Origin of the sequence: Streptomyces sp. NPDC051563 (assembly GCF_044454225.1) — a bacterium.
Classification (GTDB): domain Bacteria; phylum Actinomycetota; class Actinomycetes; order Streptomycetales; family Streptomycetaceae; genus Streptomyces.
Genome location: NZ_JBITDL010000042.1, coordinates 1 through 23,877, shown reverse-complemented (window position 1 = coordinate 23,877; position 23,877 = coordinate 1). Strand labels below are relative to the sequence as shown.

General features: G+C 72.6%; 22 protein-coding genes. 12 read left to right on the top strand and 10 right to left on the bottom strand.

Annotated elements, in window-relative coordinates:
- Positions 1-50 precede the first annotated feature (50 nt).
- Together ACIA8F_RS35180 and ACIA8F_RS35175 are read right to left on the bottom strand one after the other, a co-directional pair.
- Entirely contained in the window at positions 51-611 is a 561-nt protein-coding gene (locus tag ACIA8F_RS35180; RefSeq protein WP_399385034.1) for a hypothetical protein, read from the bottom strand.
- Positions 612-820: 209 nt separating this feature from the next.
- Positions 821-2,431, bottom strand: coding sequence for a FadD3 family acyl-CoA ligase (locus ACIA8F_RS35175; RefSeq protein WP_399385111.1), 1,611 nt, complete (start codon positions 2,429-2,431; stop codon positions 821-823).
- A 326-nt stretch (positions 2,432-2,757) separates the two neighbouring features.
- Here ACIA8F_RS35175 and ACIA8F_RS35170 point away from each other — a divergent pair, with 326 nt between their 5' ends.
- Genes ACIA8F_RS35170 through ACIA8F_RS35160 form a run of 3 tightly spaced genes read left to right on the top strand, consistent with a single transcriptional unit; the run spans position 2,758 to position 5,237 of the window.
- The gene (locus tag ACIA8F_RS35170; RefSeq protein ID WP_399385033.1) at positions 2,758-3,909 is read left to right on the top strand and encodes a lipid-transfer protein; all 1,152 of its coding nucleotides are present in this window, start codon (positions 2,758-2,760) and stop codon (positions 3,907-3,909) included.
- Between the two features lie 24 nt (positions 3,910-3,933).
- Entirely contained in the window at positions 3,934-4,422 is a 489-nt protein-coding gene (locus tag ACIA8F_RS35165) for a Zn-ribbon domain-containing OB-fold protein (RefSeq protein WP_399385031.1), read from the top strand.
- Complete coding sequence (locus ACIA8F_RS35160; protein WP_399385030.1) at positions 4,419-5,237, top strand: enoyl-CoA hydratase/isomerase family protein; 819 nt, start codon at positions 4,419-4,421, stop codon at positions 5,235-5,237. The genes ACIA8F_RS35165 and ACIA8F_RS35160 overlap by 4 nt, the downstream gene beginning before the upstream one ends.
- Positions 5,238-5,288: 51 nt before the next feature.
- Here the strand turns inward: ACIA8F_RS35160 and ACIA8F_RS35155 are convergent, their stop codons facing one another.
- Complete coding sequence (locus ACIA8F_RS35155; RefSeq protein ID WP_399385028.1) at positions 5,289-5,915, bottom strand: hypothetical protein; 627 nt, start codon at positions 5,913-5,915, stop codon at positions 5,289-5,291.
- Between the two features lie 110 nt (positions 5,916-6,025).
- On the opposite strand from ACIA8F_RS35155, the gene ACIA8F_RS35150 reads away from it, so the two are divergent.
- Both ACIA8F_RS35150 and ACIA8F_RS35145 read left to right on the top strand, forming a co-directional pair.
- Positions 6,026-6,367 carry a putative quinol monooxygenase gene (locus ACIA8F_RS35150; RefSeq protein ID WP_399385026.1) on the top strand — a complete coding sequence of 114 codons (342 nt, stop codon included), beginning with the start codon at positions 6,026-6,028 and terminating at the stop codon, positions 6,365-6,367.
- 89 nt (positions 6,368-6,456) lie between these two features.
- Positions 6,457-7,053, top strand: coding sequence for a hypothetical protein (locus ACIA8F_RS35145; RefSeq protein WP_399385025.1), 597 nt, complete (start codon positions 6,457-6,459; stop codon positions 7,051-7,053).
- Between the two features lie 227 nt (positions 7,054-7,280).
- Here the strand turns inward: ACIA8F_RS35145 and ACIA8F_RS35140 are convergent, their stop codons facing one another.
- Both ACIA8F_RS35140 and ACIA8F_RS35135 read right to left on the bottom strand, forming a co-directional pair.
- Complete coding sequence (locus ACIA8F_RS35140; protein ID WP_399385022.1) at positions 7,281-7,775, bottom strand: peptidylprolyl isomerase; 495 nt, start codon at positions 7,773-7,775, stop codon at positions 7,281-7,283.
- A 101-nt stretch (positions 7,776-7,876) separates the two neighbouring features.
- Positions 7,877-10,306, bottom strand: a complete 2,430-nt coding sequence (locus ACIA8F_RS35135) for a PQQ-binding-like beta-propeller repeat protein (protein WP_399385020.1) — start codon at positions 10,304-10,306, stop codon at positions 7,877-7,879.
- Positions 10,307-10,612: 306 nt separating this feature from the next.
- Here ACIA8F_RS35135 and ACIA8F_RS35130 point away from each other — a divergent pair, with 306 nt between their 5' ends.
- The 3 genes from ACIA8F_RS35130 to ACIA8F_RS35120 all read left to right on the top strand — a co-directional run bounded on the left by ACIA8F_RS35130 (position 10,613) and on the right by ACIA8F_RS35120 (position 15,599).
- Positions 10,613-12,184 (top strand): hypothetical protein, encoded by a 1,572-nt coding sequence (locus ACIA8F_RS35130; RefSeq protein ID WP_399385018.1) that lies wholly within the window; start codon positions 10,613-10,615, stop codon positions 12,182-12,184.
- A 105-nt stretch (positions 12,185-12,289) separates the two neighbouring features.
- Positions 12,290-13,948 (top strand): hypothetical protein, encoded by a 1,659-nt coding sequence (locus ACIA8F_RS35125; protein ID WP_399385016.1) that lies wholly within the window; start codon positions 12,290-12,292, stop codon positions 13,946-13,948.
- Positions 13,949-14,009: 61 nt separating this feature from the next.
- The gene (locus ACIA8F_RS35120; protein WP_399385014.1) at positions 14,010-15,599 is read left to right on the top strand and encodes a hypothetical protein; all 1,590 of its coding nucleotides are present in this window, start codon (positions 14,010-14,012) and stop codon (positions 15,597-15,599) included.
- A gap of 35 nt (positions 15,600-15,634) precedes the next feature.
- Here ACIA8F_RS35120 and ACIA8F_RS35115 read toward each other — a convergent pair whose 3' ends face one another.
- Positions 15,635-16,438, bottom strand: coding sequence for a VOC family protein (locus tag ACIA8F_RS35115; protein WP_399385012.1), 804 nt, complete (start codon positions 16,436-16,438; stop codon positions 15,635-15,637).
- Positions 16,439-16,739: 301 nt separating this feature from the next.
- On the opposite strand from ACIA8F_RS35115, the gene ACIA8F_RS35110 reads away from it, so the two are divergent.
- The gene (locus ACIA8F_RS35110) at positions 16,740-17,387 is read left to right on the top strand and encodes a TetR family transcriptional regulator (RefSeq protein WP_250742709.1); all 648 of its coding nucleotides are present in this window, start codon (positions 16,740-16,742) and stop codon (positions 17,385-17,387) included.
- Positions 17,388-17,548: 161 nt separating this feature from the next.
- Here the strand turns inward: ACIA8F_RS35110 and ACIA8F_RS35105 are convergent, their stop codons facing one another.
- The 3 genes from ACIA8F_RS35105 to ACIA8F_RS35095 form a co-directional block, all read right to left on the bottom strand.
- Complete coding sequence (locus ACIA8F_RS35105) at positions 17,549-18,022, bottom strand: nitroreductase family deazaflavin-dependent oxidoreductase (protein WP_327253356.1); 474 nt, start codon at positions 18,020-18,022, stop codon at positions 17,549-17,551.
- Positions 18,022-19,254 carry an acyl-CoA dehydrogenase family protein gene (locus ACIA8F_RS35100; protein WP_399385010.1) on the bottom strand — a complete coding sequence of 411 codons (1,233 nt, stop codon included), beginning with the start codon at positions 19,252-19,254 and terminating at the stop codon, positions 18,022-18,024. The genes ACIA8F_RS35105 and ACIA8F_RS35100 overlap by 1 nt, the downstream gene beginning before the upstream one ends.
- 132 nt (positions 19,255-19,386) lie before the next feature.
- On the bottom strand, positions 19,387-19,878 hold the full coding sequence (locus tag ACIA8F_RS35095; protein WP_399385109.1) for a nucleotidyltransferase domain-containing protein: 492 nt from the start codon (positions 19,876-19,878) through the stop codon (positions 19,387-19,389).
- Between the two features lie 90 nt (positions 19,879-19,968).
- Between ACIA8F_RS35095 and ACIA8F_RS35090 the strand changes: the two genes are divergently transcribed.
- On the top strand, positions 19,969-21,192 hold the full coding sequence (locus ACIA8F_RS35090) for an acetyl-CoA acetyltransferase (RefSeq protein WP_399385008.1): 1,224 nt from the start codon (positions 19,969-19,971) through the stop codon (positions 21,190-21,192).
- Positions 21,193-21,288: 96 nt separating this feature from the next.
- The gene (locus ACIA8F_RS35085; RefSeq protein ID WP_399385006.1) at positions 21,289-22,224 is read left to right on the top strand and encodes a D-alanyl-D-alanine carboxypeptidase family protein; all 936 of its coding nucleotides are present in this window, start codon (positions 21,289-21,291) and stop codon (positions 22,222-22,224) included.
- A gap of 140 nt (positions 22,225-22,364) precedes the next feature.
- Here the strand turns inward: ACIA8F_RS35085 and ACIA8F_RS35080 are convergent, their stop codons facing one another.
- Positions 22,365-22,703, bottom strand: a complete 339-nt coding sequence (locus ACIA8F_RS35080; RefSeq protein ID WP_399385004.1) for a hypothetical protein — start codon at positions 22,701-22,703, stop codon at positions 22,365-22,367.
- Positions 22,704-22,974: 271 nt separating this feature from the next.
- Here ACIA8F_RS35080 and ACIA8F_RS35075 point away from each other — a divergent pair, with 271 nt between their 5' ends.
- A complete protein-coding gene (locus tag ACIA8F_RS35075) occupies positions 22,975-23,643 on the top strand; it encodes a pyridoxal 5'-phosphate synthase (RefSeq protein WP_399385002.1) in 669 nt (222 codons plus the stop codon).
- The last annotated feature ends 234 nt before the right edge of the window (positions 23,644-23,877 follow it).

Here is a 23,877-nt window from a genome sequence, read left to right as displayed (position 1 = left end):
CGGCGGCGATACCGGAGGGCTCTGCGCGCATCGGGCTGGCTCAGGGCGCGTCAGGGTTCCAGGGTGATCGTGAAGCGGCGCTCGCCCGGGGCGGTCGTCTCGGCGTGGATCGAGCCGCGGGCCCGGTCGTACTTGCCGGTTCCGCCGGTGATCGCGTTGTCGAACGCGGGGGGCGGCCCCGGGACCAGGTGGCCGAAGACCATCCCCTGCACGGTGATCTGGCCGCCCGGGAGGCTGTAGGTCACGTTGCAGGCCTCCGCGCCGTCGTTGTCGACCCGGGTGGTGGTGCAGATGCCGCCGGTTTCGCCGACCTGGTTGCCGTCCTTGTCGAAGAGGATCGACCGGAAGATCGTCCGGTCGCCCTGCGCGGCGGCGCCGCCGGGGTGGACGGGGAAGCGTGACTGCTCGGCCAGCCGGCCGGTCAGGGTGATGACCTCGTGGTTCTTGTTCTTGTCGTGGGGGGAGGCCGTGTCCGCCGCGGATGCGGCGGGGACGCAGGCGAGCAGGGACAGCAGCGCCGTGGCCGTGCCGAGTCCGGCTGTTCTGACGCGGCGCGTGGGGCGCGTGGCGCGTGTGGGGTCTGTGAGGTGCGTGGGGCGTGTGAAACGCATGGGGCGCATGCGGGGCTCCTGGGGTCGGGGCGCATGGAGGGTCGGGCCACCCATGCATAGCCCCGGCCCTGGTGGCCCTCGGAGCGTCCCGGTGCGACCCACCGTCAGATCCGACCGATCGGACCAGCCCGGGGCCAGGGACCACCCGTTCGGCGGATCCCTCGAACCGTGGCCCCGGGCCGGGTCCTCCCCCGGCCCCGCCGGTGGGGTCAGCGGACGCGGAGTTCTCGCTTCAGGACCTTGCCGCTTGCGTTGCGGGGGAGTTCGGTGACGAACTCCACCTCGCGCGGGACCTTGTAGTTGGCCATTTCCCGGCGGGACCATGCGATCAGGTCGTCGGACGTGAGGACCGCGCCGGGGCGGCGGACCGCGTACGCCTTGCCGACCTCGCCCAGTCGGGGGTCGGGGATGCCGACCACCGCGACGTCGGCGATGTCGGGGTGCAGGCCCAGGAGTTGCTCGATCTCGGCGGGGTAGGCGTTGAAACCACCGACGATGAACATGTCCTTGATGCGGTCGGTGATGCGCAGGTTTCCGGCGGCGTCGAGGACGCCCACGTCGCCGGTGCGGAGCCAGCCTTCGGGGGTGATGGCCTCGGCGGTTTCGGCCGGGTCCTCGAAGTAGCCGCGCATGACGTTGTGGCCGCGCACCCACACCTCTCCGGGGCGGCCGGTGGACTGGGTCTCGCCGTCCGCGTCCACGATCCTGACCTCCGTCCCGGGGATGGCCCGGCCCGAGGTCGACGCGATGGTCTCCGCCGGGTCGCCGCGGCGGCACATGGTGACGATGCCGCTCGCCTCGGAGAGCCCGTACGCGGTCAGGACGGTGCCGATGCGCAGTTCGCCGCGGAGCCGTTCCACGAGCTGGAGGGGGACCACGGCCGCGCCGGTGACGACCAGGCGCAGGGCGGAGAGGTCGTGGTGGTCGCGCTGGGGGTGGTCGAGGAGGGACTGGTGCAGGGTGGGCGGGCCGGGGAGTACGGAGATCCGCTCGGCGGCGATGTTGGCGAGGACGGTGTCCACGTTGAAGACGGGCTGGGGGATCATCGTGGCGCCGCGCATGAGGCAGGCTATGACGCCCGCCTTGTAGCCGAAGGTGTGGAAGAAGGGGTTCACGATCAGGTAGCGGTCGCCCTCGCGCAGTCCGGCGAGCTCGCTCCACACGTCGTAGCAGCGCAGGGACTGGGCGTGGGTGATGACGGCGCCCTTGGGGCTGCCGGTGGTGCCCGAGGTGAAGATGATGTCCGAGGGGGCGGAGGCGGGGATCGCGTCCGTACGGGCCCGGACGGCCTCGGCGGATACGCCGTCGCCGCCGGTCAGGAACTCCTTCCAGGTGCGGAAGGAATCCGGGGCGTCCTCGGACAGGACGACGACCTGCTCCAGGTGGGGCAGCCCGGGCAGCGGCCCGGAGCCCTCGCCCTCGGCGGCGGCGCGGCGCAGGGAGGCGACGTAGGAGGTGCCGAGGAAGGTGCCGGTGACGAAGAGGAGCCGGGCGCGGCTGCGGTGGAGGACGTAGGCGGCTTCGGAGCCCTTGAAGCGGGTGTTGAGGGGGACGAGGACGGCGCCCGCGGAGACGGCGCCGAGGGCGGAGACGATCCATTCGAGGGTGTTGGGCGCCCAGACGGCGACCCGGTCGCCCGGCTCGACCCCGGCGGCCATGCAGGCGGCGGCAGCCCGCTCGACGCGCTCGCCGAGCTGCGCGTAGTCGATCCGGACCCGGCCGTCGACGACGGCCTCGCGGCCGGCGTAGCGGGCGGCGGCGGCCCGGACGAGGCCGCCGATGCTGGTCCAGGCGAGATCGGCCCGGCCGTCCTCCGTCATGGCCGCCGCGTCCGCCCTGCCTGTCGCGTCAGCCCTGCCTGTCGCGTCAGCCCCACCCGTCGCGTCCGCCGCGCCCGCCGCCACCGCGCCGTCCACCCCGCCCGTCACGTCCGCCCCACCCGTCGCGTCCGCCGCGCCCGCCGCCACCGCGCCGTCCACCCCGCCCGTCACGTCCGCCCCACCCGTCGCGTCCGTCGTGTCCGTGGCCCCGCGTGCGCCCTCGTCCTCGTCCATCGTCCGCCCTCCCGCGATACCAGTAGCTGACTATCCGTCAGATTAGCTGTAGCCTTCGCGGCTGTCAGTACTGGTGCACCCCGGAGGTGGCGATGGCGGCAACGCTCAAGGACGCTACGGCGATAGTCGGCATCGGGCAGACCGCCTTTGCCAAACAACTGCCGCAGTCCGAAAAGGAACTGGCCTGCCGGGCCATTCTCGCGGCGCTCGACGACGCGGGCATAGACCCGTCCGAGGTCGACGCCTTCTCCTCCTACACCATGGAGGAGACCGACGAGGTGGAGGTCGCCAAAGCCATCGGCGCCGGCGACGTCACCTTCTTCTCCAAGATCGGCTACGGCGGCGGCGGTTCCTGCGCCACCGTCGGCCACCTGGCCGCCGCCGTCGCCACCGGCCAGGCGAGCGTCGGCGTGGCCTGGCGCTCGCGCAAGCGCGGCTCGGGGCCACGGCCGTGGAAGAACACGGCCGTCCAGCTCCCCACCCCCGGCCAGTGGACCCGCCCCTTCGGCCTGCTGCGCCCCGCCGACGAGATCGGCATCCTGGCCCGGCGCTACATGCACGAGTACGGCGCCACCCGCGACCACCTCTTCAACGTCGCGATGGCCTGCCGCAACCGGGCCAACGAGAACCCGGCCGCCATGATGTACGAGCGCCCGCTGACCCGCGAGATGTACATGACCGCCCGCATGATCAGCGACCCGCTCTGCCTCTTCGACAACTGCCTGGAGACCGACGGCGCGCTCGCCTGCGTCATCGTGAGCGCCGAGCGCGCCCGCGACTGCCGCCAGAAGCCCGTCTACGTCCACTCCGTCGCCCAGGGCCTGCCCTCCCAGCACCACGGGATGGTCAACTACTGGAACGACGACCCGCTGTCCGGCCCCGCCTGGACCGCCGCCCGACACCTGTGGAAGCAGGCCGACTTCGGCCCCCAGGACGTGGACGTCGCCCAGATCTACGACGCCTTCACCCCCCTGATCCCGCTCTCCCTGGAGGGCTACGGCTTCTGCGGGCGCGGCGAGGGCGCCGCGTTCACCGAGGGCGGCGCCCTGGAAATGGGCGGCCGGCTCCCCATCAACACCGGCGGCGGCGGCCTCAGCGAGGCCTACGTGCACGGCTTCAACCTGATCAACGAGGGCGTCAAGCAGCTCCGCGGCATCTCCACCGCCCAGGTGCCCGATGCCGCGACCTGCCTGGTGACCGCCGGCGAGGGCGTCCCGACGTCCGCCATCCTGCTGCGCGCCTGAGGACCCGAGGAGCTGAGGAAGACGATGACGACGACGACCACCGGCACCACGCCCGGGACGCCCCCCGCCCCCGCGGACGAGCTGCTCCTGCCCGTTCCCGACGGGGACGGGGCCCCCTTCTGGGAGTACGCGGCCCGGGGCGAACTGCGCATCCAGGCCTGCGCCGCACCCGACTGCGGGAAACTGCGCTTCCCGCCCCGCCCCTGCTGCCCGCACTGCCGGTCCTTCGAATCCGAATGGCGCCCCATGAGCGGCCGGGGCCGGATCTGGTCCTACGTACGCCCGCACCCGCCGCTGCTGCCCGCGTACGCCGCGCAGGCCCCGTACAACGTGATCCTCGTGGAGCTGGCCGACGCCCCGCAGATCCGCCTCGTCGGGAACCTCGTCACCTCCGCCGACGCCCCGCTCGACTCCATGGACCCCGCGCGGCTGCGCATCGGCGCACGGGTCCAGGTGGTCTTCACCGAGACCGGCGGGGTGGCGGTGCCGCGCTGGGTGCTGGAGAAGTCGTGACGGCCGGGCGGAGCCCCGGGGCCGACCGCGCCCCCGGACTGCGGGTGGAACGGGACAAGGCCACCGGGGTCGCGGTCGTCACCCTCGACCGGGAGCGCAAGCACAACGCGATCGACCTCGCCACGGCCGCCGAACTGGCGGCCGTGTGGCGGGAGTTCCGCTACGAGGACGAGGTACGGGCGATCGTGCTCACGGGCGCCGGGCAGGCGGCCTTCTGCACGGGCATCGACCGGGGCGTCGAGGTGCCGCAGCCGTCCTCGCCGTACTCGGTGGACGACCCGCTCGTCTCCATCGGGCCGAAGGCGAACGACCTGTGGAAGCCGGTCGTCGCCGCCGTCAACGGCATGGCTTGCGGCGGGGCGTTCTACCTGCTGGGCGAGTCGGAGTTCATCATCTCCTCGGCGTCCGCCACCTACTTCGACCCGCACACCAGCTACGGGATGGTCAGCGCCTACGAGGCCATCTACATGGCGCAGCGCATGCCCTTCGGCGAGGCCGCCCGGATGTCCCTGATGGGCACCGCGGAACGGCTCTCCGCACGGCGGGCCTACGAGATCGGCCTGGTCTCCGAGCTGGCCGAGCCCGGGGAACTGCTCCCGGCGGCCCTGCGGGCGGCCGAAACGCTGGCCGGCTTCCCGACGGAGGCCGTGCAGGGCACCGTACGGTCCCTGTGGGCGGCGAAGCAGGGCGCGCTCCAGCAGGCACTGGCCCAGGCTCCGGGGCTGATCGCGCTGGGAAACCTCCCGCCCGAACGTCAGGCGGAGCTGTTCGCCGGGCGGCGGAGCGGGACGGGACCGGAGCCGCGGGTGCGGTGACGGCGGGCGGGGAGGGGGTACGGGGCCCCGTGGCCCGTACGGGCTGGCGGGTCAGCGGGTCTTCCGGGTGGAGCGGGGCTTCGGCTTGCTCGTGTTGCCCGGAGTGTTGCCGCCCGTGCTGCCGCCCGTGACGGAGGATCCCGAGGTCCCGGAGTCCGACGTCGGGGTGGGCGACGCGGTCGAGAGGGTCTGGACCGGGCCGACGGTGCAGCGCTGGACCTCGGCCGCCTTGGCCGCGTTCGTCATCGGCAGGTCGACCGTACGGCTCTCGCCCGCCTTGAGCACCAGGTCCACCGAGCCCGAGTCGACCCGGCCCGAGGCGCCCTCGAAGACGAGCGGGACGCGGAAGGTGTGCCCGGCCGACGCGTCCGAGGTGACCTTCACGGTGGCCTTCGCCGCAGCCGGGCCGGCGCAGGTGACGACCTCGGCGTGCGCGAGCGGGCGGGTCCCGGTGGGGGTGGCGGTGGCGGTGGCGGTCGGCGTGGCCGTGGAGCCGCCGCTCCCGCCGCTGCCGCCGTAGCTCTTCTTCTTCGTCTTGCTCTTGGAGCTGGAGCAGCCGCCCCCGCCGCTCTTGCTCTTGCCCTTGCCGCTCCCGCCCGTCGACGAGAACCCCGTCAGCGCGAGCACCACACCGACCAGCACCGCCGTGAGCCTGACCCGCCGCCCCGTCACCACCATGGCCCGAACCCCTCCCCGTTGCACAACGGGCGGCACGCTATCAGGAGGCGCAAGGCCGCAACGGTACGGTGACCGCCACCCGTCACGATCGCTCCCCGGGGGGACACACCATGACCGACGAGACCACGGCCGCCGCCACCGACTTCACGAGCGCCGGCGTCATCACCGCGATCGCCCGCCTCCAGGCCCGGCCGGGGCTGGAGGCGGAGGTCCGCGCCCAGGCCCTGGCCCTGGTCGCGCCGACCCGGGCCGAACCGGGCAACATCTCCTACCGCGCCTACGAGGACCCGAGCGCTCCGGGTGCCTGGGTCGTCCTGGAGGAATGGGCGGACGGCGCCTCCTGGGACGCCCACATGGCCTCCCCGCACCTCGCCGAGGCCCTGGCCCGCACGGGGGCGCTGCTCGCCGGGGCACCGGTCGTGCGGGTGTTCCCGCCGGCGCTGCCCTCGTAGGGCGCCGGCTGCACCTCCGCGTGCGGTACTCCGGGGGCGGGCGTAGCGTCGGGATCGAGATCCAGACCCACTCCCCCGGAGGGCCGGGCATGATCCGCAACGCACTCGGCTCGCTCCTGGGTCTGATCGGAGCGACGGCCGCCGTCTGGAGCCCCTTCCGTGCCTGGTACGACGGCCGTCACGGGCGCGATTACCGCATCGAGGAGCTCTTCAGCTCCGCCGGGATCACCGAGGACAAGGCCGCCCTGCTGGGCTCGCTGCTGCTGCCGTTCCTCTTCGCCGCGCTGCTCGCGCTCGTCGCGATCGTGCTGCGCTCGCGGCTGCTCATGGCCTTCTCCGGAGTCGTCGTCCTCGGCTTCGCCGTGCTGTGGATGGTCCGCCAGGGGCAGGCCGCGGGGAGCCTCTCGGTCGGCGGCGACGGCGCGGGCCTCGGCGACGGCGTCGCCAACGCCTTCGGCGCGGGCGCGCTGCTCATCCTTGCGGCGGCCGTGATGAGTGGCCGGCCGCGGCGCCGTGACCGGGTGGCCCGGGAGCCCGTTCCGGAGCCTGGGTCCTACCCGGAGCCGTACCCGGAGCGGGGGCAGCGGGGGCCCTCCTCGGAGCCGCCGTATCCGGAGCCCGTCGAGGACCCCGCGCATCCCCCGGCCCCCTCGGCCTGGCCTCCCCCGCCGAAGGACCACTCGTAACGCCTCGGGGCGGGCGGGTGCGGCGGGCGGGTGCGGCCCGGGGGCCTGCGGGGGCTGTCCCCTACCCGCCCTTCGCCCGTTCCCCGGGGCTCCGCCCCGGACCCCGCTCCTCAAACGCCGGAGGGGCTGATCGCCGCCCTGGTGCGGGGGCCCCGTCCGCGGACATGACGGCGGCCCCGTCCCCCTGAGGGGGCGGGGCCGGCCAGCCGTTGCGGGCGGGGTGGGGATCAGGCCTCGACGACGCCGGACGCCGCGATCTCGATCTTGCCCTTGGTGGAGCCCGAGGGGGAGCCGAGCTTCTCGATCGCGTCGACGATCTCGGAGCCCTCGACGACCTCGCCGAAGACGACGTGCTTGCCGTCGAGCCACGGGGTGAGGACGGTGGTGATGAAGAACTGCGAGCCGTTGGTGTTGCGGCCGGCGTTCGCCATCGACAGCAGGTACTTGCGGTCGTGCTTCAGGTTGAAGTTCTCGTCGGCGAACTTCTCGCCGTAGATGCTCTTGCCACCCGTGCCGTTGTGGTTGGTGAAGTCACCGCCCTGCAGCATGAACTGCGGGATGACGCGGTGGAAGCCGGAGCCGGCGTAGCCGAAGCCGTTCTGGCCCGTGCACAGCTCGCGGAAGTTCTGGGCGGTCTTCGGGACGACCTCGTCGAAGAGGTTGAAGACGATGCGGCCGGCGGGCTGGCCGTCGATCTTGATGTCGAAGAATACGTTGCTCATGGGGTCCATCCTGTCACTCCCGGTGCGGTGCGCGACCCCGAGGGGGCCGCGACCGGGCCCCCGAACGGCTCAGCCGCAGCTCAGGCGGCGGCTGAACCGGGTCAGCCGCCCGTACGGGTTCCCGTGCCCTTGGCGGCGTCCAGGGCGTAGACGCAGCGGTCCTTGCTGCACGCGTACACCACGCCCGCCTCGGCCACCGGGGCCCCGGTGATCTCCCCGCCGGTGGCCAGCTTCCAGCGGAGCTGGCCGCCCGCCGCGTCCAGGGTGTACAGGCAGTGGTCGGCCGATCCGAAGTGCACGCGGCCGTCCGCGACCGCCGGGGAACCGGTGATCTCCCCGCCCGCCGCGAACCGCCACTTCGGGGTGCCGGTGACCGCGTCGAGGGTGTAGACGGCGCTGCCCGCGGCGAGGTGGACGTTGCCGGCGGCGACGAGCACCGGGTCGGCGGACTGCCGGGGTTCGGTGGCGATGCGCCAGCGGTCCTTGCCGGTGGCCGCGTCCAGGGCGTAGACGGTGCCCAGGTAGTCCGCGAGGTAGACCCCGCCGCCCGTGACGGCCGCGCCCGCAGCGAAGGCCGGCGGCGCGAGGAACACGGCCGGGGCCTCGAAGTGCCAGCGGACCCGGCCCGAGGCCCGGTCGATGGAGATCACCCGGGTGCCGGCGGCCACGTAGACGTTGCCGTCGGGGGCGGGCGTGACCCGTACGGGCACGTTCCCGCAGGAGCCGGCGTCGCCGACCGGGTAGGACCAGGACTCGCGGCCGGAGCGGGCGTCCAGGGCCCGCAGCCGGGCGTCCTGCCAGACGTAGACCGTGCCCTCGTGCAGGACGGGGGCCGCCTCGGTGGTCTCGAACTCGCTCTGCGCGCCGGACAGCTCCCACAGCTTGTGCCCGCTGGAGGACTCCCAGGCCTGTACGCCGCCCCCGCGCGTGGCGGTGACCACGGTGCCCCGGTCGGCGCGCAGGGCGTACACCCAGGCCTCGGCGGACAGCCGCCAGCGCTCGGAGCCGTCGGTGGCGTCCAGGGCGTAGAGGGAGGGGCCGTCGGAGGCGTGGATGCGCCCGTCGGAGACGGCCATGGACCAGGCGACGTCGCGGGTCTTGAACTGGCGGCGGCCGCTGGCCACGTCCAGGGCGTGCACCTCGAAGGAGGTGACGTAGAGCAGGTCGCCGGCGACCGTCGGGGTGCCCCAGACCTCGTTCGACATCCGGAACCGCCAGGGCCGCCACCGGCCGCTGTCCGGGGCCGGTCCGGGGTTCGGTACGAGGACCGAGGGTGCGGAGCCCGCCACCGGGATCCCGGCGGGCGGCCGGATCCAGCCGGTCGCCGAGTCCGCGGCGGCCGCGTGCGCGGCCGGAGCGGAAGCGGAGGCCTGCGGGCCGGGCCCGATCGGCACCGGGGAACCGCCGAGCCGCACGGGCTCGCCCGAGGGCGCCATCGGCGGGTGCTCGGGCCGCTGCGGGACGGCCTGGCCGGTCCGCGGGTCGGTCCACGGGTCGGCGCCGCCGCGCTGGCGGCGGTGCGTGGCCGGACCGGCGGCCGGACCGGGGCTCTCGATGGGGGCGGAGACGCCCGCCCGGGGAAGCGCCGGCTTCGGCACGGCGGCCGCCGCCGCAGCGGCCGCGGCGGCGGCGTTGCGGTGTCCGGCCCGCCGGGCCTCGATCATCTCGACGGCCCGCTCGGGCAGCCACGCCGAAGCGGTACCGCTCTCGTCGCCGCCCTCGAAGAGGTGCGGGGCGAGCTGCGCCTGCAGATCGGCCGGGGTGGGCCGCTGCGTGGCGTCCATCTGCATGCAGGAGTCGATCAGCGGGCGGAGCTCGTCGGGGAGCCCCTCCAGGTTGGGGCCCTCGCGCAGCAGCATGAAGACCGTCTCCACCGGGTTCGCCCCGTGGTACGGCGGATGCCCGGTGGCGGCGAAGACCAGCGTGGAGCCGAGCGAGAAGACGTCGCTGGCGCCCTTGACGCTGCGCGAGTCCTTCGCCTGCTCCGGCGACATGTACGCGGGGGTGCCGACGGCCACGTTCGTCATGGTCAGGCGGGTGTTGGAGACCCCGCTGGCGATGCCGAAGTCGATCACGCGCGGACCGTCCTCGACGACGAGCACGTTGGAGGGCTTCAGGTCGCGGTGGACCAGGCCCGCCCCGTGGATCGACTGGAGCGCCTCGGCGATGCCGGCGGCGAGCCACCGTACGGCCTGGGCCGGCATCGGCCCGCACTCGTGGACGATCTCCTCCAGGGAGGGCGCCGGTACGTACGCGGTCGCCAGCCACGGCACCGCCGCACGCGGGTCGGCGTCGACGACGGCGGCCGTGTAGAAGCCGGAGACGGCGCGGGCCGCCTCCACTTCACGGGTGAAACGGACGCGGAACAGCTGGTCCTCGGCGAGCTCGGTGCGCACCGTCTTGATCGCCACCCGGCGTCCGGACGCCGACCGGGCGAGATAGACCAGCCCCATGCCGCCGGCGCCGAGCCGTCCCAGCACCTCGAAGGGGCCGATCCGTCTCGGGTCGTGCTGCGTCAGCTGCTCCACCACTCGCCTCCACACCCATCCCCGTACGGGGTCCCTCGCGGTCCCCGCTCTTCCAGCCAGCGCCGGTGGCATCGCCGTCATCGCCGTCATGCCACCGGATGCGCACGAGCCGCCGCGGGTCCCTGCCCCGTGCAGCGTCTCACCCCCGGGGGCCGCCCGGGTCGCGCACCCCCGATTCTGTCAGGCCCGCGCCTGGTCCGGCCCCGGCACGGCGGGTGGTCGCGTACGGGCTGCCGGGATCGGCGTACAACCCCGGGGCGGTGTCGTGGGTCTAGCTCCCGTTCAACTCACCAAGATCCGGGGGGATTCATGCGTCACCGTTTGACTTCGGCCATCGTCATCGCAGCGGCGGCACTCGGGGGGCTGGCCGTGCCAGGGGTGGCGCAGGCCGACTCCTCTCCCTGCTTCCAGGGGATGTACGCCACCCGCGAGGGGGCGCTCGTCGTCATGAACGTCTACGTCCGGCCCGAGGTGACCGTCCACGTGCGGGACGAGAAGACGGGCCTGCGCGTCGCGACCGTCGACACGTTCAAGGACCTGCCCCGGGATCCGTCGGGCGACATGTACGCGACGGACGTGGTCTCCGATCCGCTCAAGCTGCCCGAGCTCGGGATCTACCGGCTCGAAGTCGACACCGAATCCGGCACCACCGTCTGCGGGAAGTTCGACTACCGGCTGCGCTCGGAAACGACCAAGCCCACCGCCGGCAAGGTGTCCCTCGACAACCTGAAGACCACCGTGTCCGCGGACCTCACCGGCTTCGACCCGCGGACCCAGAAGAGCTCCCCGCTCGCGCACACCAAGGTCGTCCTCACCGGTGAGGGCTTCCCCCGGGAGGCGACCACGGACGCCCAGGGCCGCCTGTCGGTCCCGCACACCTTCCGGGGCACGGAGAGCTCGACCTACGTGCGCATCGAGGTGACGGCGACACCGCAGGTGGACGACGTGGTCACCGACATCAGGGTGGGCACGGTCCGCCAGAAGGGCGAGATCGTCCTCGACCCCGCATCCCAGCGCTTCAGGGCCACGTACGGAGAGCTGCGGACGCTCACGGGCCGGGCGGTCAGGATCGCCGCCGACGGCACGCGCAAGCCCGTACCCGAGGGCACGCGCCTGTCGGCCGACCTGACCGGAGTGCCCCTGACGAAGGCGGACGGCCGGTTCGAGCGGCAGGTACGGATCCAGGGCCCCGGCGCGTACACCGGGTGGGACATCGGGCGCGCCACTCCGTGGCTGGAGGCCGCGGGAAGCTCGGCGCAGGTCGAGCTCGTCTCCGTCACCGCCTTCGGCAACGTCCACGCCACCCTGGACTCCGCGCGCCGGGTGACCCTCACCGGGGACCTGATCCTCAAGCCCGCGGTCGCGAACAAGCCGGTCGTCGTCGAGGCGCAGTACTCGGCCGACGGGAAGACGAACTGGACGACGCGCAAGACCTTCACCACCACGTTCGGCGCCGGCGCGGTCAAGCAGACGCTGCCCGGCGACGCGGACGGCTACTGGCGGCTCCGGTACACCGGCGAGTCCCTGATCCAGGGCTCCGTCACCCCGCCCATCCGGCTGACCCGGACGGCGACGGTCTTCGGTGGGTTCAACGCGGCACCGGAGCCGGTCCGCAAGGGCCAGACCTTCACCATCAAGGGCACCCTCCGCCACGGCACCCCGGCGAAGCCCTACGCCGGACAGACGGTCCTCTTCTACTTCCAGCCCGCCGGAAGCCAGGAGTACGTCTACCAGGGCAACGCGAAGACCGCCGCCGACGGCACCTTCGTCCGCGCCTTCAAGGCCGACCGCACCGGCACCTGGATCGCCCGCTACCGCGACGCCGACGGCAAGCACCTCAACGCCGAGAGCCGCCGGGACGAGCTCACCGTGAACCCGTAGGCAGGCCGCTCCGCCTGCGGGAATAGCCGTACAACCCCTCGGCTGTCTCGGGGGTCTAACAGTTGCTCAGCTCGTCAAGATCCGGGGGAATCCGTGCGTCACCGTTTGACTTCAGCCGTCGTCGTCTCCACAGCGCTGCTCGGGGGACTGGCCGTGCCGGGGTCGGTGCACGCCGCATCCGATGCATCCCTCGCCTCGGTCGCACCGGGTGCGGCCGGTGCGGCGGTGGTGGCCGGTGCGGCTGGTGCGTCCGGCGGGGCCGTTTCGTGCCCGCCGGACATGGCCGCCACCCAGGACGGATCCCTCAGCGTCCACAGCGCACAGGACGGGACGGGCGTGCCCGAGGGGCTCGTCGTCCACCTGCGGGACAAGAAGACGGGGCTGCGGGTCGCCCGCGTCGACGCCTTCCGCAAGGTGACCGACCCGGACGGCATCCTCCCCGACTTCCGGCTGGTCTCGGAGCCGCTCAAGCTGTCCGCCCTCGGCATCTACGCGCTCGAAGTCGGCGCCGAAACCGCCCCCGTCTCCTGCGGGAACTTCGACTACCGGCTGCGTGCGGTGGTCTCCAAGGTCGACGCGGCGGACGGGGTCTCCCTCGACCACCTCGGGACCACCGTCACGGCGGAGGTCACCACCCTCGACCCGCGGACCGGGGCGAGCGCCCCGCTCAAGAACGCCAAGGTCCGCCTCACCGCCGACCGCACGGCGCGGGACGCGACCACGGACGCCCAGGGCCACCTGTCCTCCCCGTTCACCTTCCGGGGCACGGAGAACCACACCGAGGTGCGCGTCGAGGTCCCGGACACCCCCGACGTCCGCACCGGGGGACGCGGCGAGACCGCTCGCACGGTCCCGCAGAAGGCCGAGATCCTCCTCGACCCCGAGTCCCGGAAGATCAAGGCGCGCTACGGATCGACCGCCACGATCACCGGCCGGGCCATCAGGGTCGCCGCGGACGGCACGCGCAAGCCCGTACCCGAGGGCACCGAGATGCTCGCGGACCTCACCGGGGAGCCCGGGACGACGGCGGACGGCCGGTTCGAGCGGCAGCTGCTGATGTCGCGCGGCGGCCCGGTGAAGACCACGTGGGCGGGCGGCAGGTCCCCGTGGCTGCGCTACGCCATCGCCAGTACGGAGGCCGAGGTCGTCGAGGTCAGCTACTTCACGGACCTCGAGGTCACGGCCGACGCCGCCGGCCTGAAGTTCTCCGGCGGCCTCGCCCACAAGCCCCTCAGCCCGGCCCCCACCCTCATCGAGGTCCAGTACTCGGCCGACGGCAAGGCCGACTCGGACTGGAAGACGCACCACGTCTTCACCGTGGACTTCGCCTCCGCCCGCTTCGACCTGACGCTGCCCGGCGTCGGTGAGAGCGACGGCTACTGGCGGCTGCGGTACGCCGCCGCGCCCCGCATGCAGGGCTCCGTCACCGAGCCGGTCCGGCTGACCCGGACGGCGACGGCCTTCACCTACTTCAACGCCGCCCCGGAGCCGGTCCGCAAGGGCCAGACCTTCACCATCAAGGGCACGCTCAAGCACGAGACCCCGGCGAAGCCGTACGAGGGCCAGACGGTGCGGTACTACTTCCAGCCCGTCGGCAGCCAGGACTTCGTCTACCGGGGCGAGGCCGAGACCGGCGCGGACGGCACGTTCGTCCAGACGTTCACCGCCGACGAGACCGGCGCCTGGATCGTCCGCTACGCCGACTCCGACGGCAAGCACTTCAACGCCGAGAGCCGCCGGGACGACCTCACGGTGAACCCGTAGCCCGTAAGCCGTAAGCCGTAAGCCGTAAGCAACCAGTCCTTGGGGGGACCCTGTGAAGCACATGCGCTACACCACCGCACTGGCGGTCACCGCCGCCGTCGTCGGCGGCATGCTCCTCGCTCCGGGCCCGGCGCACGCCGCCGACCAGGATTTCTACGTCACGGCCAGCGCGGAAGGCATACAGATCGACGTGGTCCGCGGCCAGTTCATGAACCCCGTGGTCCACCTGCGGGTGAAGGGCTCCAACACCCGCGTCCAGACCATCAAGGACTTCAAGTACGAGGACAGCGATTCGTCGTCGACGGAGGGTTCCTTCACCTCCGGCCCGGTGAAGCTCGACAAGCTCGGGCTCTACGACGTCGACGTCGAGTACCGGGGCACCGAGGGCGAGTCGCTCGTGCGCAAGGACACGGCCACCCTCCCCTACACCCTCAAGCCCGTCCTCAGCGGCATCACCAGCTCGAAGGCGGTGTCCCTCGACAGCCTGGGCACCACCGTCGAGGCGGACCTCCAGGGCCTCGACCCGCGCGACGGCAAGCAGACCCCGCTGGCCAACGCGGAGGTCGCCGTCTGGGTCGCGGAGAAGCCCTTCACCGCGACCACGGACGGCAAGGGCCACGTCAAGGCGCCCATCACCTTCACGGGGACCGAGGCCAGCGCACAGGTCCAGGTGGGCCACAAGACCGCGGCCGGTCTCTCCGTCTGGGCCAAGGCCGACGTCCGGGTGTCGGCCCAGGCCGTGAAGATCGAACTGGATCCGGGCTCCCGCGCCGTGTCCGTGCCGGAGAACGGAACGGTCCCGGTCAAGGGCTCGATCAAGCGGGTCGCGGCCGACGGCACGCTCAAGCCGGTGGCGACACCCATGAGCCTGCACGTCCTCAGGTACCCGTACAAGTTCAAGAGCACCGCGGACGGCCGCTTCTCCACCAGCTTCAGGGCGGATGACGACCGGACGGCCGAGGTCACGACCGATCGTCAGATCTGGCTCGACCAGAAGACGTCCGCCTCCCTTGTGGCCGACGTCCCCGCGGACGTGCACTTCCCCGGGCAGCCCACCGAGCAGTACGGGCCGGGTGTCCCGTGGACGGTCCGGTTCAACCAGTACGCGACGCTGTACCACACGACGGTGCACTCGGGCCCGAAGCTCCCGACCGGCGGTCCCGTCGAGATCCAGTTCTCGACGGACGGCAAGGCCTGGACCACCCGTCAGACCTTCGTGACCACCTTCGAGACCCGATTCGACCAGTCCGTGCCCGCGGAGCGCGGGTACTGGCGCCTGCGGTACGCGGGCAAGGACGTGCCGCACGGCTCCTCGGACGTCCTCAAGGTCGATCGCGTCGTACCCGCGATCTCCGAGTTCAACGCCCATCCCGAGCCGGTCAAGCGCGGTGGGCAGCTGACCGTAGAGGGCCGGGTGAACGGGATGAACAGCCCGGCCACGCCGGTCGCCCGCGCCACGGTCGCCATCCTCTACCGGCCGACGAGCACCAGCGCATGGGTGAAGGTCGGAACCACGGCCACCGATGCCCGCGGCGCCTTCAAGAAGGCGTTCATCGTGGACCGCAGTGGCGACTGGATGGCGGTCACGTCCCGGGACGCCTGGGGGCTGCGCGCCGAGAGCCGCGTGGACTCCGTCGAGGTCACCGGCTGACCCGGCGGCCGGGCACCCCTAAGGGGTGCCCGGCCCTAAGGGGTGCCCAGCCTCGTCCGCGGCTCCGAGAGGAGCCCGAAGACGGCGCCCTGGTTGTCCGCGACCACCGCGATGCGCCCGTACGGGGTGTCGAAGGGGTCGGCGGTGACCCGGCCGCCGAGGCGCTGGACCATCGCCACGGACTGGTCGCAGTCCGGGACGGCGAAGTACGCGAGGAAGTGCGCGGGCATGATCTCCGGGAAGGCGTCGGTGATCAGGCTGCGCCCCAGGACGGCCGTCTCCGAGCCGGGCGCCCTGCCGGGCGGGGACCAGACGCGGTACTCGATGCCCGACTCGGCGTCGTTCTGGTCCTCGGGGACGTAGCCGAAGACCTTGGCGTAGAAGACGTCCACGGCGTCGCGGGCCCGGGTGTACACCTCGGACCAGCAGTACGTGTAGGGCTCGTTCTGGGCGTCGAAACCGTGGTGGGTGCCGGGCTGCCACAGGCCGAAGACGGCCCCGCCGGGGTCGGCGGCCATCGCGGCGGTCCCGTACGGGCCGACCGGCATCGGGTCCATCACCATCTGGCCGCCGGCGGCGCGGATGCGCTGGGCGCAGGCGTAGGCGTCGTTGGTGTAGAGGTAGATCCCCCAGACGGTCGGCATGCGGCCGTCCGGCTTGGGGGCGAGGGCGGCGACGTTGCGGCCGCGGCTGTAGGCCTGGGTGTAGTGGCCGTACTCGGCTCCCGCGCCCTCGGCGAAGGTCCACCCGAAGAGCTCACCGTAGAAGCGCTTGCCCGCTTCCACGTCCGGCAGGGAGGCGTCGACCCAGCAGGGTGAGCCTTCCACGAATGCGGCCATGAGCCCGGTTCCTTCCGTTGTGCGGGGGTGTGCGAGGGTGTGCACCCTCCGCGCACGTTCCGCCTCGCTCGCCCAGCCATGTCCTCCGGATCATGATGTGCCCGAAAACTTGTCCACAGCCTGTTGATAAGACTATTCGGGGGATAGGGTCGGAACCCGGACGGCGCGCCCGGGGCGCACGCCCGGCCGGAATCGGTCGCCGCGACGGGCCGGGACGGGCGTACGCCCAGGCCAGGCGTCCCGTCACCCCATTTGCAGGCGGCCGAATCGCGCGCCGATCACCCCTCGGTAAGCTGACGGCATGACAGGACAAGTACGTACCGTCGACGGCCGCGTTGCCGGCCGGCGCGGTCAGGCGACGAGGCAGAAGCTGCTCGACTGCCTCAGCGAGATGCTCAGCTCCTCGCCGTACCGCGACGTCAAGGTGATCGACGTCGCCCGCAAGGCCGGCACCTCCCCCGCGACCTTCTACCAGTACTTCCCGGACGTCGAAGGCGCCGTCCTGGAGATCGCGGAGCGCATGGCCAACGAGGGCGCGCAGCTGACCTCGCTGGTCGAGGGGCGCGCGTGGGTCGGCAAGGCGGGCTGGGCTGCGGCCGAGGAACTCGTCGACGGATTCCTGGAGTTCTGGCGGCGCAACGACGCCATCCTGCGGGTCGTCGACCTCGGTGCCGCCGAGGGCGACAAGCGGTTCTACAAGATCCGCATGAAGATCCTCAACTCCGTCACCAACTCCCTCACGGAGTCGATGAAGGAGCTCCAGGCCAAGGGCAAGGTCGACAAGGACGTGAGCCCGGCGGCGATGGCGGGTTCGCTGGTCGCCATGCTCGCGGCGGTCGCCTCGCACCAGAAGGGGTTCCAGACCTGGGGCGTCAAGCAGGCGGAACTCAAGCCGAACCTGGCGCTGCTGGTCCACCTGGGCATCACGGGCAAGAAGCCGACGAAGTAAGCGGCGGACCCTGAGCGGGTCCGCCGCGCCTTCGGCCTTACGGGGCTTCGGCCTTACGGGGCTTCGGCCTTACGGGGCTTCGCCCACGGAGCCTTGCCTACGGAGCCTTGCCTACGGGGCTTCGGCCGCCAGGGCCTCGGCCACCGGGCCTTCCGCCGCGATCAGCGACGCTCCAGGCGGAACAACCGGATCTCGCGCTCGATGCGCGCCTGGTACGCCGCGTACGGCGGCCAGAACTTCAGTACCGCCTGCCACGCCGCCGCGCGTTCCTCACCCGCCAGCAGGCGGGCGCGTACGGCGATGTCCTGACCCTTCCAACTCACGTCCGCATCAGGGTTCTTGAGCAGGTTCCCGGTCCACGCCGGGTGTCCGGGGCGGCCGAAGTTCGAGCCGATCAGGATCCAGCTCGCCCCGTCCTGCTCCGGCATGCACGCGAGCGGGGTGGTGCGCGGTTCGCCGGTCTTGGCTCCCTTGGCGGTGAGGATCACGCCGGGGAGCATCTGGGCACTGAGGATGACCTTGCCGCGGGTCAGCTTGTGCACCGCCTTGTCCATGGCGGGGATGAAGTGCGGTGCGATCTTGGCGAACAGCATGGTCGAGGAGACCTTCTGCATCAGCTTGACTCCGGGCGCCATCAGACGGCCACCTTCTCAGTGCGCGGTGCGGGGGCAGGGGCTGGTGCGGGTACCGGTGCCACTGCCCGGGCCGCGGGGGCGAACAGCCCGGCGGCTTCCGCGGCATGGGCGCGCAGCCGGTGGACGGGGCCGAAGAGCAGTTCGTCGGCGGCCGCCCGCTTGAAGTAGAGGTGTGCGTCGTGCTCCCAGGTGAAGCCGATGCCGCCGTGCAGCTGGATGGCCTCGCCGGCGGTGATCCGCAGCGCTTCCAGGGCCTGGGCCAGGGCGAGTCCGCCCTGTTCCGGGTCCCATGCGGCGTAGTAGGCGGCGGACCTGGCCGCCTGGACCCGTACGTAGAGGTCGGCGAGGCGGTGTTTGACCGCCTGGAAGGAGCCGATGGCCCGGCCGAACTGCTCCCGCTGCTGTACGTACTCCACGGTGCGCGCGAGCGCCTGCCCGGCCGCGCCGACCGCCTCGGCGGCCAGCACGGCAGCCGCCCCGCGCCCGGTGGCGGCGAGGGCTCCGGCCACGTCGGCGTCCTCACCCCCCAGCAACTCCGCTTCCACATCGCGCAGTTGGATGCGCGCCTGCGGGCGGGTCTCGTCCAGGGTGGTCTGCCGCGCCCGTACGAGCCCGGGTGCGTCCTCCCGTACGAGGAACAGCAGCGTGCGACTGCGGGCGAAGCCTCCCGTGTGCGCGGCGACCAGCAGCAGCGAGGCGCTGTGCCCGTCGAGCACCTGGGCGACCTCCCCGTACAGCCGCCAGCCGCCGTCCACGGCGCGGGCCTGCACCCCGCCGGCCCGGCCGCCGCCGGCCCAGTCGCCCGGGGCGTTGTCCCCGGTCAGCGCGAGGGCGGTGGCCAGGGCGGGGCCGGGCACGGCGAGCGCGGCCGTGAGCCCGCCAGCGGCGAGCGGCGGGAGCAGGGCGGAGCGCTGGTCGCCGGTCCCCAGTGCGGTGACCAGCGGCACGGCGAGCACGGCGGTGGCCAGCAGCGGCGAGGGCAGCAGCACCCGCCCGGTCTCCTCGCAGGCCAGCACCAGGTCGGCGGCGGTACAGCCGACGCCCCCGTACTCCTCGGGCACCGCGATGCCCGGCAGCCCGAGCTGCCGGGCGAGCTGCTGCCACAGCTCGCGGTCGTGTCCGGCGTCGGTGCGGACCGCGGCCTTGACCTCGTCCGGGCCGCAGCGTTTGCCCAGGATCTCGCGCAGGGTGCGGCGCATCTCGTCCTGCTCCGCGGTGAAGGCGGCATCCATCGTCGGGCTCCTCCCCGTATCTGACGGGCCGTCATGTTAGGGCGAGCGGCGCCATAAGCCCAGGGGGCGGACCGCCCCGAAGCCGATCGCCGGGGGCGGGTCGGGCGGAGGCCGGGGCCCCGCGCCCCCGCCTCAGAAGTGGGTGACGATCCCGAAGGCCTGCCGGAGGTGGGCCATGTCCTGCCGGTCGCGGTCGGTGGGCTCGTAGCCCTGGTGGAAATAGACCTGCTGCTCGGCGGACAGGCACGGGACGGCGGTTCCGCCGATCCGGCCCGCCACGAAGCACGGGGCGGGGTAGTGGAAGGGGCGCTCCGGTTCCGGCGAGGCCTGGAGCGCCGAGCCGTCGGCCGCGAAGACCAGCGGGTGGAGGTCGATCTCCCGGCCGTCGGCGTGCGCGAGGACGAACCGTACGGGGCGCCAGTCCAGGGTCTGCGAGAAGCCCGCGCCCGCGAGGGCCGCCAGCAGGGCGGGCTCCTGTTCCTGCCGGTGCATCAGGTCCAGATCGCGGTGGTCCCGGGTCCGGCGCCCGAGGAGCGCGTCGATGCCCCATCCGCCGCCGACCCACACGTCCACCCCCGCCCGGCGCAGCAGCGCCAGCACGGACAGCACATCGGCGGCCTCCATCACGCGGCGCAGCATAGGAGGGAGCGCGCGGCGACTCAACCCACCCGGACCCCCTAGCATCTGACGATGCGTCAGTTGTACCGTCAGGGCATGCCTGGACCCGGACCCCTCTCCGCCCCCGCCACCGCACCCGCCGACGCCGGCCGTCAGGCCCGGCCCCGCAGGGTCGCCGTCGTCGGCGTCGCCCTCTCCGACTGCGGCCGGGTGGACGGCCCCACCCCGTACGCCCTGCACGCACAGGCCGCCCGCCGGGCCCTGGCCGATTCCGGCCTGGACCGCTCGGTGATCGACGGCTTCGCCTCGGCCGGCCTCGGCATCCTGGCGCCCGTGGAGGTGGCCGAGTACCTGGGCCTGCGCCCCACCTGGGTCGACTCCACCTCGGTCGGCGGCTCCACCTGGGAGGTCATGGCCGCCCACGCCGCCGACGCCATCGCCGCCGGCCACGCCAACGCGGTCCTGCTCGTCTACGGGTCCACCGCGCGCGCCGACATCAAAGCCCGCCGCCGGACCTCGAACCTCTCCTTCGGCGCGCGGGGACCGCTCCAGTTCGAAGTCCCGTACGGGCACACGCTGGTGTCCAAGTACGCGATGGCCGCGCGCCGCCACATGCACGAGTACGGCACGACGCTGGAGCAGCTCGCCGAAGTCGCCGTCCAGGCCCGGGCGAACGCCGCCACCAACCCCGACGCAATGTTCCGCGACCCGATCACCGTCGACGACGTGCTGTCCTCCGGCATGATCGCGGACCCCTTCACGAAGCTGAACTGCTGCATCCGCTCGGACGGCGGCTGCGCGGTCCTGCTGGCCGCGGAGGACTACGTACCGGACACGGCCAAGGAACCCGTCTGGATCCTCGGCTCCGGCACCGCCGTCTCGCACACCACGATGTCGGAGTGGGAGGACTTCACCGTCTCCCCCGCGGCGGTCTCGGGCCGCCAGGCCTTCGCCCGCGCCGGACTCGCCCCGGCGGACGTGGACCTGGCCGAAATCTACGATGCCTTCACCTACATGACGCTCGTCACCCTCGAAGACCTCGGCTTCTGCGCGAAGGGCGAGGGCGGGGCCTTCGTGGAGAAGGGCCGCCTCCTGCGGGACGGTGAATTCCCGGTCAATACGGACGGCGGCGGACTCTCCGCCTGCCACCCCGGCATGCGCGGCCTGTTCCTTCTGGTCGAGGCCGTACGCCAACTGCGCGGCGAGGCAGGAGCGGGCCAAGTACGCAAACCAGGCGGAACCCTCCCCCGAATCGCCTTGGCCTCGGGGACGGGTGGCTGGTTCTGTTCCTCGGGCACCCTCATTCTCGGACGGGACTGATCTCCTTGTCGGTCGGGCTGCGTAAGCTCCCGGAGGGGCCGGCACCTCGGTGCCCACGGCCCCTTCGGGGAATCTCCAGCCATCACGGGAACTGACTTGATATCGAACCTTCTGCGGCGTTCTCGCGCCGCTCTCGCCATCACCGTCGCCACCGGCGCCCTGATCGCGGTCGCCGCGCCCGCCCAGGCCGTCACCGGCCCGCCGACCCTGGCCAAGTCGGCCTTCCTCATGGACGGCACCACGGGCGCCACGCTCGCCAACAAGGTCGGCGACACCAAGCTCGAGGGCGCCAGCACCACGAAGATCATGACGGCCCTCGTCGTCCTGACCTCGCCGGGCATCGACCTCAACAAGAAGGTCACCGTCCAGCAGGAGTACCTGGACTACGTCGTCCGCGAGGGCGCGAGCACGGCCCACCTGAAGGCCGGCGCCACCCCCACCGTCCGCCAGCTCCTCTACGGGATGATGCTGCCCTCGGGCTGCGACGCGGCCTACGCCCTCGCCGACACCTTCGGCTCGGGCGCGTCCCGGCAGGCCCGCATCCTGGACTTCATCGCGAAGATGAACGCCAAGGCCAAGGCCCTCGGCATGACCAACACGTACTACGACGCCTTCGACGGCATCTCGCAGCACGGCAACAACAAGATCACCGCGCGCGACCTGGCGAAGCTCACCATGGCCGCGATGAAGGGCACGACCTTCAAGTCGATCGTCAAGACCACCTCGTACAGCACCGGCGGCACGTCCACCAGCGCCACGTGGACGAACACCAACCTGATGATCCAGCCCCGTCCCGGCGGCTACGCGGTCCCGGGCGCCATCGGCGTCAAGACGGGCAGCGGCTCGGTCGCCGGCCAGTGCCTCGTCTTCTCCGTGACCCGCAACGGCAAGACCATCATCGGCGTCCTGCTGAACTCCACGGACCGCTACCCGGACGCAATCAAGCTCACCGACTGGGCCCTCGGCGCACCCGCCGGCGCCCCGGCGCTCCAGCGCAGCACCACCGAGCACATCCCGGACGTCCTCGACTGATCCGGCACCACCTGACGCCCTGAGCCCTTCCGGCACACCGTCCGGACGGACTCCCACGGGGGCGCTCCGCCCGACCGAACAGGTCGGCCGGGGCGCCCCCGTGCCGTTCTCCGGGCCGGGCGGCCGCCTGGTCGCCCGCTCTAGTACTGCCAACGGGCCTGCGACCCGTCCATCCGGCAGTAGATCATCCGCCGGTTCGCGGCATGGGTGGAGCGGCCGAGGTCGGCCTTGCGGCAGAACTGACCGGCGTTGTAGCAGTTCCCGGCATTGGAGACGATCTCGCAGACCCCGCTCGGGGGCTCCGGCGGCGCCGGCGTCCTGCTCGCGACCGGCGGCTTCGCCGCGCTGCGGGTGGGGGTCGGGGCCGGCTTCGGGTCCGCGGGGGCCGGGGGGCGGGTCTGCGGCTTGCTCGGAGCGGGGGTGGGTGTGGGGGTGGGCGTCGGCGTGGGCGTCGGACTCTGGCTCGGACTCGGTGCCACGGAGGTGGCGGCGGGGGGCGACGAGGTCGCCGGTACGGATACGACAGCGCCGGCCGTCGCGGACGCGAGCCCGGACGGGCTCCCCGGAGCGGGCCCGCACGCCACGGCGGCCCCCGCAACGACCACCGCCACCAGCATTCTTCGTATGACTCCGGATCTGGCTCCGGCTCTGCTCTTCATTCCTACGACTCCCCACCCTCACGGCTCGCGTAAAGCACCTAAAACGCGCACATCGTAGTGACGGCCGAGCCGCGTGGTGTTCGATTGAGAAATGACGAGCGATTTCAGCGACTTCCACACCACCCTGCACTCCCTGCGCGTCTGGGACGGCCCGCTGCCCACCTTCGACACGGCCACCGCACCGGCCGACCCGCTGGAGCTGTTCCGGGAGTGGTTCACGCACGCCGCCAAGGCGGGGCAGCCCGAGCCGCACACGATGAGCCTGGCCACGGTGGACGCGGACGGCCGCGCGGACGTACGCACGCTCATGCTCCACGACGCCGACGAGCGCGGCGTGCACTTCGCCTCGCACTCCACCAGCACGAAGGGCCGCCAGCTGGCCGGGCAGCCGGCGGCGGCGCTGGGCTTCTACTGGCCGGCGGTGGCCCGCCAGATCCGCATCCGCGGCCTGGTCACGGCGTGCGATGCGGCCGAGAGCCGGGCCGACCTGGCCTCCCGCACGCGCGGGACGCTGGCGGCGGCGCTGACGGGACGCCAGAGCGAGGTCCTGGACTCCCGGGAGGAGCTGGCCGCCGTCGCGGCGCGGTCCTGGGAGCGGGCCGGTGCGGAGCCGGATGCGGTGGCGCCGACGTGGACCCGGTACGTCCTGTCCCCCACGGAGATCGAGTTCTTCCAGGGCGACGCGGCCCGCCTCCACACCCGCCTGCGCTACACCCGCACCCCCACCACCCCCTGGACCCGCCACCTCCTGTGGCCCTGACCCGGCCCATCCGCGGCGCCGTTGCCGGGGACTCTGTCCCCGGGCCCCTGCGCCTCAAGCGCCGGCGGGGCTGGGGTGTTGTCGGGGCTTGGTGGCTGCGGGGGGTGGGGCGGTGCCGGGGTCGGGGTGGGGTGTTGGCCTGGACTGCATGATTTAGGCGCCCTGTCCCCGACTTTCGACAGTTGTGGCTTCCCCACGCGCCACAAATCACGCTCTACGTCCAGGCCAACACCC

Excerpts from the sequence above, each read along its gene's own strand:
- ACIA8F_RS35180 (WP_399385034.1), bottom strand. The coding sequence starts at position 611 with ATGCGTTTCACACGCCCCACGCACCTCACAGACCCCACACGCGCCACG.
- ACIA8F_RS35175 (WP_399385111.1), bottom strand. The coding sequence starts at position 2,431 with ATGACGGAGGACGGCCGGGCCGATCTCGCCTGGACCAGCATCGGCGGC.
- ACIA8F_RS35170 (WP_399385033.1), top strand. The coding sequence starts at position 2,758 with ATGGCGGCAACGCTCAAGGACGCTACGGCGATAGTCGGCATCGGGCAG.
- ACIA8F_RS35165 (WP_399385031.1), top strand. The coding sequence starts at position 3,934 with ATGACGACGACGACCACCGGCACCACGCCCGGGACGCCCCCCGCCCCC.
- ACIA8F_RS35155 (WP_399385028.1), bottom strand. The coding sequence starts at position 5,915 with ATGGTGGTGACGGGGCGGCGGGTCAGGCTCACGGCGGTGCTGGTCGGT.
- ACIA8F_RS35150 (WP_399385026.1), top strand. The coding sequence starts at position 6,026 with ATGACCGACGAGACCACGGCCGCCGCCACCGACTTCACGAGCGCCGGC.
- ACIA8F_RS35145 (WP_399385025.1), top strand. The coding sequence starts at position 6,457 with ATGATCCGCAACGCACTCGGCTCGCTCCTGGGTCTGATCGGAGCGACG.
- ACIA8F_RS35140 (WP_399385022.1), bottom strand. The coding sequence starts at position 7,775 with ATGAGCAACGTATTCTTCGACATCAAGATCGACGGCCAGCCCGCCGGC.
- ACIA8F_RS35130 (WP_399385018.1), top strand. The coding sequence starts at position 10,613 with ATGCGTCACCGTTTGACTTCGGCCATCGTCATCGCAGCGGCGGCACTC.
- ACIA8F_RS35120 (WP_399385014.1), top strand. The coding sequence starts at position 14,010 with ATGCGCTACACCACCGCACTGGCGGTCACCGCCGCCGTCGTCGGCGGC.
- ACIA8F_RS35115 (WP_399385012.1), bottom strand. The coding sequence starts at position 16,438 with ATGGCCGCATTCGTGGAAGGCTCACCCTGCTGGGTCGACGCCTCCCTG.
- ACIA8F_RS35110 (WP_250742709.1), top strand. The coding sequence starts at position 16,740 with ATGACAGGACAAGTACGTACCGTCGACGGCCGCGTTGCCGGCCGGCGC.
- ACIA8F_RS35105 (WP_327253356.1), bottom strand. The coding sequence starts at position 18,022 with ATGGCGCCCGGAGTCAAGCTGATGCAGAAGGTCTCCTCGACCATGCTG.
- ACIA8F_RS35100 (WP_399385010.1), bottom strand. The coding sequence starts at position 19,254 with ATGGATGCCGCCTTCACCGCGGAGCAGGACGAGATGCGCCGCACCCTG.
- ACIA8F_RS35095 (WP_399385109.1), bottom strand. The coding sequence starts at position 19,878 with ATGGAGGCCGCCGATGTGCTGTCCGTGCTGGCGCTGCTGCGCCGGGCG.
- ACIA8F_RS35090 (WP_399385008.1), top strand. The coding sequence starts at position 19,969 with ATGCCTGGACCCGGACCCCTCTCCGCCCCCGCCACCGCACCCGCCGAC.
- ACIA8F_RS35075 (WP_399385002.1), top strand. The coding sequence starts at position 22,975 with ATGACGAGCGATTTCAGCGACTTCCACACCACCCTGCACTCCCTGCGC.